The organism is Janibacter limosus (assembly GCF_004295485.1).
GTDB classification, from domain to species: Bacteria; Actinomycetota; Actinomycetes; order Actinomycetales; family Dermatophilaceae; genus Janibacter; species Janibacter limosus_A.
In genome coordinates this window covers 2,211,506-2,223,545 of sequence record NZ_CP036164.1, presented here as the reverse complement: position 1 = coordinate 2,223,545, position 12,040 = coordinate 2,211,506, and the positions used below count along the sequence as shown (strand labels likewise).

Sequence of the window (12,040 nt, the reverse complement as noted above, 5' to 3'; positions counted from 1 at the left end):
GCCCGCTCACCCCAAGGCCGAGGCAGGTCACGTCATGCACGAAATCCTGGATCTAGCTGCATGACGTGACCTGCCTCGGGTGTCGGTGGGCCCTCGGGTGTCGGTGGGCCCTCGGTTGTCCGCCCCGGGGTGTCACCTGCCCCGGCCGAAGGGGGAGCAGTCCTCAGTCCTCGTCGGGCTCGGCCGGGCGCTCCAGACGCAGCCGCATCTCGGGGAAGGTCGAGGCGACGAAGCCGAATTGGTCGTAGATGTCGCGTCCGGCCTCGGTGGCGTTGAGGGTGACGACCTCGACGTCGGTCTCCTCCTCGAACCACCCGAGCAGCGCCTCCAGGACCGCGTGGGTGAAGCCGAGCCGGCGGTGCCGGGGGAAGGTCGCGATGTTGGTGACGAGCCCGCCACCCCTGGTGCGGGTCGGTGAGGGCATCAGGTCGAGCACCTGCCCGATGGCGCACGAGACGACCGTGCCGTTGGCCTCTGCGACGACGACGTGCACGCGCTCGTCCGTGAGGTGCTGCTGCAGCCAGCGCGAGGCGTCCTGCTGCCAGTCGATGTCGGAGATCGCCTCTGCGGAGGTCCCCATGGCCTCGAACATCAGCGCCCGCAGGGCGATGATCGTCGCGATGTCACCGGGGACCGCCGGGCGGATCACCGAGCCCTCGACGGGCCCGGGGGCCGGCTCCCTTCCTCGATCGCGGGGAGTGCGGCGAGGCAGGCGGCGGGGACGTGGTGCCATGACCCCATCCTGCCGCACGACGACGCCCGGACGACGACGGGAACAAGGACCCCTGGTCGTGTGTTTGGACCCTTGTGTCACGTCTGGCACAATTCACAGGCGGTCCGGTTCACGGCACGCGGCACAGAGCCCGCAGTTGTCGGCCCAGCGAGGGCGCAACGCCGACCCGGACGACTCAGACTCAAGGAGTACCACGTGAAGAAGGACATCCACCCCACGTACGAGAGCACGGTCGTCACGTGCACCTGCGGCAGCACCTTCACCACCCGCAGCACCAAGCCGGACCACCAGATCAAGGCTGAGGTGTGCAGCCAGTGCCACCCCTTCTACACGGGCAAGCAGAAGATCATGGACACCGGTGGCCGCGTGGCCCGCTTCCAGAAGCGCTACGGCAAGGCCGAGGCCAAGTAGTTCCTCCGATGCGCCGGTCAGCCCCACGCGGGCTGACCGGCGCATCCGTGTTTCCACCCGCACGTCCACCCGCAGCTGCGCCCGCGGGCCACCACCCGCCCGCACCACGACCCGGAGGTCCCCGTGCTCGAGTCCGTCGAGAGCCTGCTCGCCGAGCACGCCCAGCTGGAGACCTCGCTCGCCGACCCGGCTGTCATCGGCGACCCGGACCGGCTGCGCCGGGTCAACCGCCGCTATGCGGAGCTGACCCCCGTCGTCACCGCCCAGCGCGAGCTCGACGAGGCGAGCGGGGATCTCGAGGCCGCCCGTGAGCTGGCCGCCGAGGACGCCGCCTTCGCCGAGGAGGTCGCGCAGCTGGAGCAGACCGTGAGCGACCTCGAGGACCGGATCCGTCGCCTGCTCATCCCCCGCGACCCCGACGACGACCTCGACGTGATCCTCGAGATCAAGGCGGGCGAAGGGGGCGAGGAGTCGGCCCTCTTCGCCGGTGACCTGCTGCGGATGTACCTGCGGCACGCCGAGAAGCGCGGCTGGAAGACCCGCCTGCTCGACGCCACCGAGTCCGACCTGGGCGGGTACAAGGACGTGCGGGTGGCCGTCTCGGCCAAGGGCGCCGTCGAGCCGGGCTCCGCGCCGTGGGCCCGCCTGAAGTACGAAGGGGGAGTCCACCGCGTCCAGCGTGTCCCCGTCACCGAGAGCCAGGGCCGCATCCACACCTCCGCTGCCGGCGTGTGGGTCATGCCTGACGTCGAGGACACCACGGAGGTCGTGCTCGACCCCAACGACCTGAAGATCGACGTCTACCGCTCCTCCGGCCCCGGCGGGCAGTCGGTCAACACGACCGACTCCGCGGTACGGATCACCCACCTGCCCACCGGCACGGTCGTCTCCTGCCAGAACGAGAAGTCCCAGCTGCAGAACAAGGAGTCGGCGATGCGCGTGCTGCGCGCCCGGCTGCACCATATGGCGATGGACGAGGCCGCCGCGGAGGCCAAGGAGGCCCGCTCGTCGCAGGTGCGCACGGTGGACCGCTCCGAGCGGATCCGCACCTACAACTTCCCGGAGAACCGGATCAGCGACCACCGCACCGGCTTCAAGGCCCACCACCTCGACTCCGTCCTCGACGGCGACATGGACGCCATCATCGACTCCGCGGTGCGCGCCGACGAGGAGGCGCGGCTCGCGGCCCTCGCAGGAGGAGGGGAGTGACCTCCCTTCGCTCGCAGGTCGATGCGGCCACCGCCACGCTGGACGAAGGGGGTGTCCCCACCCCTCGCATCGACGCTCTCCTCCTCGCCGCCCACGCGCTGGGTTGCGACCGCGGTGAGGTGGAGCGCCGGATGATCCTCGAGGCGGTGCCCGGCTCCGGCTTCGCGGAGCGCTTCACCGCCCTCGTCGAGGAGCGCGCCACCCGGGTGCCCTTGCAGCACCTGACCGGCACCGCTCCCTTCCGCCGGCTGGAGCTGCACGTCGGGCCGGGCGTCTTCGTCCCCCGGCCGGAGACCGAGCAGGCGGTCGACCACGTGCTCGCCGCCCTCGCCGGCATCGATGCGCCGCTCGTCGTCGACCTGTGCACCGGCTCCGGTGCGCTCGCGCTCGCCGTCGCGGACGAGGCGCCGACGGCCGAGGTGACCGCCGTCGAGCTCAGTGACCTCGCGCTCGCCTGGGCCGCGCGCAATGTCGAGTCGACGGGGGTGTCGGTGACCCTCGTGGCCGCCGACGCGACCGCGGACCCCGGGAGCGTGCCCGGGCTCGCCGACCTCGTCGGTCGGGTCGACGTCGTCGTGAGCAACCCGCCGTACGTCCCCGTCGGGATGGTGCCGCTCGAGCCCGAGGTCGCCGAGCACGACCCGGACCTGGCGCTCTACGGCGGCAGCGAGGACGGGCTGCGGATCCCGCTCGGGGTCGCCGCCACCGCAGCCAGGCTGCTGCGTCCCGGCGGCCTGCTCGTCATGGAGCACGCCGACAGCCAGGGCCAGAGCCTGCCGCGGGCGCTCGCCGGCACCGGCGCCTGGGTCGAGGTCGCCGACCATGCAGACCTGGCCGGACGTCCTCGGACGACCACCGCCCGTCGAGGGTGACCGCATGGGCGTGACCGCTCGGGGTGACCGCTCGGCGTGACCGCTCGGGGTGACCGCACACGACGAAGGGGGTCCGGCCGCGTGGCCGGACCCCCTTCGTGCTGGGTTCTTCAGAAGATGAAGATGAGCAGGGCGATGATCAGCAGCACGCCGACGATCGTCCAGATGAGACTGGATCCACGCATGTCTTCCTCCATGGGCCGGTGGGTGAGGGCAGGTCGCACAACCACCTACCCCGCCCGCGGTGTCCGCATGCGTGGCACGCGCGAGGAACTGCCGGTCGGCGGCATAGGGTGGGCGCATGAGTCCTGTCGTCGATGCGACCTCCAGCGACCGCGCGGAGAGTGTCGCCGCCACGGTCGACGCCGTCCGCCGGGGTGAGGTCGTCGTCATCCCCACCGACACCGTCTACGGCATCGGGGCCGACGCCTTCGACGCGTCCGCGGTCGCCGACGTCCTGGCCGCCAAGGGGAGGGGGCGCGAGATGCCGCCGCCCGTCCTCATCCCCGATGTGCGCACGATCGACGGTCTCGCCCGCGCCGTGCCCGACTGGGCCCGCCGGCTCGTCGACGAGCTGTGGCCCGGCCCGCTGACGCTCGTGCTGCTCGCCCAGCCCTCCCTCCACTGGGACCTGGGGGAGACCGCCGGCACCGTGGCGCTGCGCATGCCCGACGACGAGGTCGCCCTCGAGGTGCTGCGCGAGACCGGCCCGATGGCCGTCACGAGCGCCAACCGCACGGGTGAGCCCGCCGCGACCACGATCACGGACGCGGCCGTGCAGCTCGGCCCGGCCGTCAGCGTCTACCTCGACGGTGGTCCGCGCACCTCCCAGGAGCCGTCGACGATCATCGACTGCACGGGGGAGACCCCGGTCGTCCTGCGCGAGGGCGCCATCGCACGTGAGCGCCTCGAGGAGATCCTCGGGGCCGGCTTCGACGAGATCGCCGATGCTGACGAGACCACCGAAGCTGACGAGACCACCGATGGTGGCGAGACCACCGAAGCTGACGAGACCACCGATGCTGCCGACCCGCAGCAGTGGGAGGATCTCCCTTCGAGCAGTGACACCCCGGACGACCCGTCCACAGACCCCACCCCCGACACGGAGGCCCCGCGATGACCGACGACACCTTCTACGGCTCCGACTTCGGCGCCCTGAGCGCCTTCGACCCGGAGATCGCGGGTGTGCTCACCAGCGAGCTCGACCGCATCCGCGGCGGGCTGCAGCTCATCGCCAGCGAAAACATCTCCTCCCCGGAGGTCCTGACCTCGCTCGGGTCGACGCTGAGCAACAAGTACGCAGAGGGCTACCCGGGGCGTCGCTACTACGGGGGCTGCTCCGAGGTCGACAAGGCCGAGACCCTCGCGATCGAGCGGGCCAAGAGCCTCCTCGACGCCGAGCACGCCAATGTGCAGGCCCACTCCGGTGCCAGCGCCAACCAGGCCGTCTACGGCGCCTTCCTGCAGCCGGGTGAGAAGATCCTGGCGATGTCCCTGCCGCACGGCGGGCACCTGACCCACGGCACCAAGGTCTCCTTCTCCGGCAAGTGGTTCGACGCAGTCCACTACGGCGTCCACCCCGAGACCGAGGACGTCGACTACGACGAGATGGAGCGCCTGGCCAAGGAGCACCGGCCCAAGGTCATCTGCTCGGGCGGCTCGGCGATCCCGCGACTGATCGACTTCGAGCGGATCCGCGCGATCTGCGACGAGGTCGGCGCGATCATGTGGGTCGACGCCGCCCACTTCATCGGCCTGGTGGCCGGCAAGGCGATCCCGAGCCCCGTGCCCCACGCCGACGTCGTGACCTTCACCACCCACAAGGTGCTGCGTGGCCCCCGCTCGGGTGCCCTCGTGTGCAAGGAGGAGCACGCCAAGGCGCTCGACAAGGCGATCTTCCCGATGATGCAGGGCGGGCCGCAGATGCACACCATCGCGGCCAAGGCGGTCAACTTCAAGGAGTGCGCGACCCCCGAGTACCAGCAGTACGCCAAGGACGTCATCGCCAACTCGCAGGTCCTGGCCAAGGAGCTGCTCGCCCGCGGCATCCGCCCCACGACCGGTGGCACGGACACGCACCTGGCGCTGCTCGACCTGCAGGGCGTGGGCGTCACCGGTGTCGACGCCGAGGCGCGCTGCGACGCGGCCGGCATCACCCTCAACAAGAACGCCATCCCCAACGACCCGCAGAAGCCCTCGATCGCCTCGGGCATCCGCGTGGGCACCCCGTGCGTCACGACGCAGGGCATGGGCGCCGACGAGATGGTCAAGATCGCCGAGCTCATCCACACGGCCGTGACCACGGGCGACGCCGACCCCGACCACGAGGTGTCGCGCGAGGTGCGTGCTCAGGTGACCGACCTGGTCACCCGCTTCCCCGCCTACCCGCGCTGATCCTGCTCGGAGCAGGAGCAGGGGCGCCATGAGGGAGTACGTCTTCGTCTTCCTCGTCGCGCTCGCGACGACCTATCTGCTCGTCCCGCTCATGCGGGCGGCGGCGATCCGTCTGGGCGCCTTCACCGAGGTGCGTGAGCGGGACGTGCACGTCGTGCCGATGCCCCGGCTGGGCGGCGTGGCCATGTTCCTCGGCTACGCCGCCGCCACGCTCGTCGCGTGGCGGATGCCCTTCCTGCGGCAGGTCTTCGACTCGGGCGAGCTCATCGGGATCCTCATCGGTGCGGGCGTCGTCTGCCTCGTCGGGGCCATCGATGACATCCGCGAGCTCGATGCCCTGACCAAGCTGGGCGGGCAGATCGTCGCGGCGGCCGCCATCGCCTTCGGCGGGGTGCAGTTCTTCTCCCTGCCTCTCGGGGTGGTCACCGTGCTGCCAGCGCCGATCCTCGTGCTGCTGACCGTCTTCGTCGTCGTGCTGTGCATCAACGCGGTGAACTTCATCGACGGCCTCGACGGTCTGGCCGCCGGGCTCGTGGCCATCGCGGCGGTCGCCTTCTTCATCTACAGCTACGTCATCTCGGCCAGCTATGCGCCGCCCAATGTCTTCTCGTCGGCGACCTTCGTCTCTGCCGCTCTGGCCGGGGTCTGCCTGGGCTTCCTGCCGCACAACGTCTTCCCGACCAAGCTCTTCATGGGGGATTCGGGGGCCCTGACCCTCGGTCTGCTCCTCGCCGCGGCGACGATCCTCAACGTGGGGCAGATCAACCCCACCCAGGTGAGCACGAACCAGCTCGCGGCCACGATCCTCCCGCTGCTCGTCCCGATCTCGATCATGATGCTGCCGCTGCTCGACGTCGTGTGGGCCGTGGTGCGGCGGACCGCTCGTGGCCAGCGCCCCTGGCAGGCGGACAGCCAGCACCTGCACCACCGGATGCTCAAGATCGGCCACGGCCACCGGCGAGCGGTCATGCTGCTGTGGCTGTGGGGCTTCGTCATGGCCATGGGATCGGTGAGCTTCGTCGTGCTGCCGCCCCTCGTGGCCGGCATCGGGGGAGCGGTCCTGCTGGCCCTGGCCGCCGGCCTGACGACCTGGCTGCCCCGGTTCTCCGCCCCCGGTCACCGGCCCAAGACGTACGACCGGGGCGGCCGACGGGTGGACACGTGACCCAACGGGTGGGCGGATTGGTGGCCCTCCCGGCGCTTGTGTAAACTTTCACAAGCGCCCACCGATCGCGGTCGGGCCACCCCACGAGCACTTCCTGCTCCCGTCCCGAAGAGAGCCGATGTCGTCGACCTCCCGCCGCAGCCCCGTGCAGGGCATGCGCCGAGGTGTCCTCGTTGCCGGGGTCGTCGGGACCGCGCTGCTGACCATCGCCGGAGCCGTGGCGAAGGGGGCTGACGGTGCCCTCAGTGCACTGGCCGGCTCCTTGCTCGCCTTCGTCGTGATGCTCCTGGGCGTCATCGCCATCTCGCTCGTCGTCGCCGGTGATCCCGGCGCCTCGATGGCTGGTGCAGGCCTGGTCTTCATGGGCCAGATCATCGTCCTCATCGCTGCCATCGCGGTGCTGACCCAGATGGGTTGGCTCCAGGGGCCGGTCGCGGCCGCCGCCACGGTGGTCGAGGTCGTGCTGTTGCAAGTCGGCCAGCTGGTCGGCTATGTGCGTGCCCGCCACGAGGTCTACCCGCAGGGTGGCCACGCATGAGGGCCCAGGCACGACGCGCACACGTGCCAGCACCACGTCTGGTCACCAAGGCATCGGCGACGCCGGAGCAGGCCGCCGCGAGATCCGAGCGGTACACCGCAGACCCGAGCCTGCCCAGCCCCACGGCCAAGGCCGATGCGATGGGCTCGACGGTTCTCGCCTACCTGATCACCGGGCCGATCGTCTTCGGCGGGCTCGGTCTGCTGGCCGACCGCTGGCTCGAGGTGACCGGCCTTGTCGCGCTGGGGATCATCATCGGGATGGCCCTGTCGCTCTACATCATCTGGCTCCGCTACGGTACGTCCCAGGCACCCCTGACTGTTGACACCCGCAAGGGGCCGACGACGGCTGCCCAGCCACACAACGAGGAGATTCAGTGACCCTGACTGCGCTTGCTCCCGCGCTGCTGCCCGCTTCCGGCGGCGGCGAGAGCTACCAGCCCCCGACGCCGGCGATCTTCTGGCAGCCCCTCTTCGAGGTCGGTCCCATCACGGTGACCAACCAGATGGCCTGGGCCGCGATCATCACGGGCGTCCTGTCGCTCGTCCTCATCGTGCTGAGCAAGAACGCCGCCGTCGTTCCCAGCAAGGGCCAGTGGCTCCTCGAGGGTGTCTACAACTTCCCCCGCAACTCGGTGGCCCGCGACATGATCGGGACCAAGGAGTTCAAGAAGTTCGTGCCCCTGCTGGTCACGCTCTTCCTGATGGTGCTCTTCTACAACCTGGCGGGTTCCTTCTTCCTGACGATGAATCCCGTCACCGGCAAGGTCGGGTTCCCGATCGCCCTGACGCTGGTGGTCTATGTCGTCTACCACTGGGTCAGCATCCAGAAGATGGGCTTGGGCGGCTACTTCAAGCACATGATCCCGCCGGGCCTGCCCGCGTGGATCGTGCCCTTCGTCTTCCTGCTCGAGCTGATCACCTACTTCATCACCCGCCCGCTCACCCTCGCGCTGCGACTCTTCGGCAACATGTTCGCCGGGCACATGGTGATCTACCTCTTCGTCACCGGAGCCTTCTACTTCCTGCTCCAGGGTGACGGAATCCTCCTGCAGGCCCTGTCCGTCCCGACCTTCCTCATGGCGGGCGTGATGGTCATCTTCGAGATCCTGGTGCAGTTCCTGCAGGCCTTCGTCTTCACCCTCCTCGCGGCCAGCTACATCGCCGCAGCGGTCGCCGACGACCACTGATCGTCGGAACGCCAGACCTACAACTTCATAGCCCACCAAGAACTTCCCCTCGGGACGAACCCGTGGCGGATCACAGAAACACGAAAGAGGAATCATCGTGGAAATCACCGGCTCGCTTTCCCTCATTGGTTACGGTCTGTCCGCCATCGGCCCGGCCATCGCCGTCGGTCTGATCTTCGCCGCCTACATCAACGGTGTCGCCCGTCAGCCCGAGGCCCGTGGCCTCCTGCAGCCGATCGCCATCCTCGGCTTCGCCCTCGCCGAGGCACTCGCCATCTTCGGTCTGGTTCTTGCCTTCGTCCTCTGACTCGCCGGTAACGGCTTTCGACATCGGCACCAGTAACTAGGAGTACCCGTGCACATCACCGCAACCGTGTCATCGGTCGTGGCGCTCGCCGCGTCGGGCGGAGAGGGCGAGACCATGCCCCTCATCCCGGAATGGGAAGAGCTCGTCTTCGGTCTCGTCATGTTCGCGATCCTCTTCTGGGTCGTCGCGAAGAAGGTCGCCCCGAACCTCGAGAAGGCCTACGAGGAGCGCCACGCCGCCATCGAGGGTGGCATCGCCCAGGCCGAGAACGCCCAGGCCGAGGCCGAGGCCGCCAAGGCCCAGTACGAGGCACAGCTGGCCGAGGCCCGTGCCGAGGCCGCGAAGATCCGTGAGGACGCACGCGCCGAGGGCGCTGCGATCGTCGCGGAGATGCGCGGGCAGGCCCAGGACGAGTCCAACCGCATCACCGACTCGGCGCAGAAGCAGATCGCGGCCGAGCGGCAGCAGGCATCCGTGTCGCTGCGCAGCGAGGTGGGTCGTCTCTCGACCGACCTGGCCGGGCGCATCGTCGGTCACGAGCTGCAGGACTCCTCGAGCCGTCAGGGCCTGATCGACTCCTTCCTCGCCGAGCTCGAGTCGGGCAAGGTCCAGCCGGAGAAGGTCGGGGCCGCCGCAGCGCCCTCGGCCGCCGCCGAGCAGGGTCAGCTCGACCTCGGCGATGCAGGTCGTGACGCCTGATGCGAGGTTCTTCGCGCGCCGCCGTGATCGAGGGACGTCAGTCCTTCGAGACGGCACTGATGTCCGGTGACCCGGCCGTCATGGCGGACGAGCTCTTCGCCGTGACCGGGCTTCTCGACGACAACGCGACCCTGCGTCGCAGCGTCGCCGACCCCTCCCGTGAGGGCAGGGACAAGTCCGAGCTGATCACGCGACTGCTGGACGGCAAGGTCTCGAAGCAGGCCTCCGACGTCGTCTCGGTGCTGGTCGCCCAGCGCTGGGCGCGGGAGCGCGACCTCACCGACACCATCGAGCGGTTCGCCGTGGAGGCCTCCCTCAAGGGGGCCGAGGCCGGCGGCGCGCTCGACCAGGTCGAGGACGAGCTCTTCCGCTTCGAGCGGGTGGTGGCCGGCAACCCCGAGCTGCGCGACGCCCTGGGCAACCGCCTCGGCGACGCCGGTGGCAAGGCCGAGCTGGTCAACACCCTGCTGCAGGGCAAGACGCGCCCGGAGACGGTGCGACTGGCCCGCCAGTCCGTGCTCGCCCCCAGGGGCCGGCGCTTCGACGCGACGATCGAGGCATACCTCGACATCGCCGGCGAGCGCCGCCAGCAGCTGACCGCTGTCGTGACCACCGCAGTCGACCTGACGCAGGAGCAGCGCACCCGCCTGTCGGACGCCCTGCAGAAGATCTACAGCAAGCCCGTCCTGCTGCAGATCATCGACGACGAGGACGTCATCGGCGGGATCCGGGTCCAGATCGGCGACGAGGTCGTCGACGGGACCATCCTGCGACGTCTCGACGAGGCGAAGCGCCACCTGGCCGGCTGAGTCCGCTCAGACATCCCATGCAGACCACATATTCGGCCCGTAGTGCGGCCGGCAACGAGGAGAAGACAACATGACGGAGCTTTCGATCCGTCCGGAGGAGATCCGGGACGCCCTGGACGGCTACGTGCAGTCCTACAACCCGGGCGCGGCCTCCCGTGAAGAGGTCGGCCGCGTCACCGACGCCGGTGACGGCATCGCCCACGTCGAGGGACTCCCTTCGGCCATGACCAACGAGCTGCTCGAGTTCGAGGACGGCACCCTCGGCCTCGCGCTCAACCTCGACGTCCACGAGATCGGCGTCGTCGTCCTCGGCGACTTCTCCAAGATCGAGGAGGGGCAGCAGGTCAAGCGCACCGGCGAGGTCCTCTCGGTCCCGGTCGGTGACAACTTCCTCGGCCGCGTCGTCAACCCGCTCGGTCAGCCGATCGACGGCCTCGGCGACATCGAGTCCGCCGAGCGCCGCGCCCTCGAGCTCCAGGCCCCCAGCGTCGTCGACCGCAAGTCGGTCCACGAGCCGCTGCAGACCGGCCTGAAGTCCGTCGACGCGATGACCCCGATCGGCCGTGGCCAGCGTCAGCTGATCATCGGTGACCGCCAGACCGGCAAGACCACGGTCGCGGTCGACACGATCATCAACCAGAAGCAGTTCTGGGAGACCGGCGACCCGCAGAAGCAGGTCCGCTGCATCTACGTCGCCATCGGCCAGAAGGGTTCCACGATCGCGTCCGTCAAGGGCACGCTCGAGGAGGCCGGCGCCATGGAGTACACGACGATCGTCGCTGCTCCCGCGTCCGACGCCGCCGGCTTCAAGTACCTCGCCCCCTTCACCGGCTCGGCCATCGGCCAGCACTGGATGTACCAGGGCAAGCACGTCCTCATCGTCTTCGACGACCTGAGCAAGCAGGCCGAGGCCTACCGCTCGATGTCGCTGCTGCTGCGCCGCCCGCCGGGCCGCGAGGCCTACCCGGGTGACGTCTTCTACCTGCACTCGCGGATGCTCGAGCGGTGCGCCAAGCTCTCCGACGAGCTCGGTGCGGGCTCGATGACCGGTCTGCCGATCATCGAGACCAAGGCCGGGGACGTCTCGGCGTACATCCCGACCAACGTCATCTCGATCACCGACGGCCAGATCTACCTGCAGGCCGACCTCTTCAACTCCGACGTCCGCCCGGCCATCGACGTGGGTGTCTCCGTCTCCCGTGTCGGTTCTGCCGCGCAGACCAAGGCGATGAAGTCGGTCTCCGGTCGACTCAAGCTGGACCTCGCGCAGTACCGCTCGCTCGAGGCCTTCGCGATGTTCGCCTCTGACCTCGACCCCGCGTCCAAGCAGCAGCTGGCGCGAGGCGCTCGCCTCGTCGAGATCCTCAAGCAGAAGCAGGCCGACCCCTACCCCGTCCCGGAGCAGGTCGTCACGATCTGGGCCGGCACCACGGGTGAGCTCGACCCGATCGCCGTCGAGGACGTCAAGCGCTTCGAGGCCGAGTTCCTCGACCACCTGCGTCGCAACAAGCGGGAGCTGCTGGACGGCATCCAGGAGACCGGCAAGTTCGAGGACTCCACCCGGTCCGCGCTGGAGACCGAGATCGCCTCCTTCCGCGAGACCTTCCGCCCGACCGACGCGGACAACGTGCCGGTCGCCAACGAGGAGACCGGCGAGGACGCCCAGGAGTCCGAGCAGGTCCAGATCGTCAAGCAGAAGCGCTGATCCACCACC

General features: G+C 69.5%; 14 protein-coding genes. 13 read left to right on the top strand and 1 reads right to left on the bottom strand.

What is annotated here, in order from left to right; all coding sequences use genetic code 11:
* Positions 1 to 163: 163 nt before the first annotated feature.
* Positions 164 to 733, bottom strand: coding sequence for a GNAT family N-acetyltransferase (locus EXU32_RS10620; protein ID WP_130629881.1), 570 nt, complete (start codon positions 731 to 733; stop codon positions 164 to 166).
* Between the two features lie 195 nt (positions 734 to 928).
* Here EXU32_RS10620 and rpmE point away from each other — a divergent pair, with 195 nt between their 5' ends.
* The 13 genes from rpmE (at position 929) to atpA (ending at position 12,031) form a co-directional block, all read left to right on the top strand.
* Positions 929 to 1,144 carry a 50S ribosomal protein L31 gene (gene rpmE, locus EXU32_RS10615; protein ID WP_130629880.1) on the top strand — a complete coding sequence of 72 codons (216 nt, stop codon included), beginning with the start codon at positions 929 to 931 and terminating at the stop codon, positions 1,142 to 1,144.
* Positions 1,145 to 1,267: 123 nt separating this feature from the next.
* A complete protein-coding gene (gene prfA, locus EXU32_RS10610) occupies positions 1,268 to 2,353 on the top strand; it encodes a peptide chain release factor 1 (protein WP_130629879.1) in 1,086 nt (361 codons plus the stop codon).
* Positions 2,350 to 3,225: a peptide chain release factor N(5)-glutamine methyltransferase gene (gene prmC, locus EXU32_RS10605; protein WP_130629878.1), complete on the top strand. Its 876-nt coding sequence runs from the start codon at positions 2,350 to 2,352 to the stop codon at positions 3,223 to 3,225. The genes prfA and prmC overlap by 4 nt, the downstream gene beginning before the upstream one ends.
* A 301-nt stretch (positions 3,226 to 3,526) precedes the next feature.
* Entirely contained in the window at positions 3,527 to 4,345 is an 819-nt protein-coding gene (locus tag EXU32_RS10600) for an L-threonylcarbamoyladenylate synthase (protein WP_130629877.1), read from the top strand.
* Entirely contained in the window at positions 4,342 to 5,619 is a 1,278-nt protein-coding gene (glyA, locus tag EXU32_RS10595) for a serine hydroxymethyltransferase (protein ID WP_130629876.1), read from the top strand. Before EXU32_RS10600 ends, glyA begins: the two co-directional genes overlap by 4 nt.
* 28 nt (positions 5,620 to 5,647) lie before the next feature.
* Complete coding sequence (locus EXU32_RS10590; RefSeq protein WP_130629875.1) at positions 5,648 to 6,784, top strand: MraY family glycosyltransferase; 1,137 nt, start codon at positions 5,648 to 5,650, stop codon at positions 6,782 to 6,784.
* 118 nt (positions 6,785 to 6,902) lie between these two features.
* Entirely contained in the window at positions 6,903 to 7,322 is a 420-nt protein-coding gene (locus tag EXU32_RS10585) for a hypothetical protein (protein WP_130629874.1), read from the top strand.
* The gene (locus EXU32_RS10580) at positions 7,319 to 7,702 is read left to right on the top strand and encodes an AtpZ/AtpI family protein (protein WP_130629873.1); all 384 of its coding nucleotides are present in this window, start codon (positions 7,319 to 7,321) and stop codon (positions 7,700 to 7,702) included. The genes EXU32_RS10585 and EXU32_RS10580 overlap by 4 nt, the downstream gene beginning before the upstream one ends.
* Positions 7,699 to 8,511, top strand: coding sequence for a F0F1 ATP synthase subunit A (gene atpB, locus EXU32_RS10575; RefSeq protein WP_347400274.1), 813 nt, complete (start codon positions 7,699 to 7,701; stop codon positions 8,509 to 8,511). The genes EXU32_RS10580 and atpB overlap by 4 nt, the downstream gene beginning before the upstream one ends.
* A gap of 97 nt (positions 8,512 to 8,608) precedes the next feature.
* On the top strand, positions 8,609 to 8,818 hold the full coding sequence (locus EXU32_RS10570) for an ATP synthase F0 subunit C (RefSeq protein ID WP_174522284.1): 210 nt from the start codon (positions 8,609 to 8,611) through the stop codon (positions 8,816 to 8,818).
* A gap of 48 nt (positions 8,819 to 8,866) precedes the next feature.
* A complete protein-coding gene (locus tag EXU32_RS10565; protein ID WP_130629872.1) occupies positions 8,867 to 9,517 on the top strand; it encodes a F0F1 ATP synthase subunit B in 651 nt (216 codons plus the stop codon).
* Positions 9,518 to 9,540: 23 nt separating this feature from the next.
* Positions 9,541 to 10,326, top strand: a complete 786-nt coding sequence (locus EXU32_RS10560) for a F0F1 ATP synthase subunit delta (RefSeq protein WP_347400273.1) — start codon at positions 9,541 to 9,543, stop codon at positions 10,324 to 10,326.
* A 70-nt stretch (positions 10,327 to 10,396) separates the two neighbouring features.
* Positions 10,397 to 12,031, top strand: coding sequence for a F0F1 ATP synthase subunit alpha (gene atpA, locus EXU32_RS10555; RefSeq protein ID WP_130629870.1), 1,635 nt, complete (start codon positions 10,397 to 10,399; stop codon positions 12,029 to 12,031).
* Positions 12,032 to 12,040: the final 9 nt, after the last annotated feature.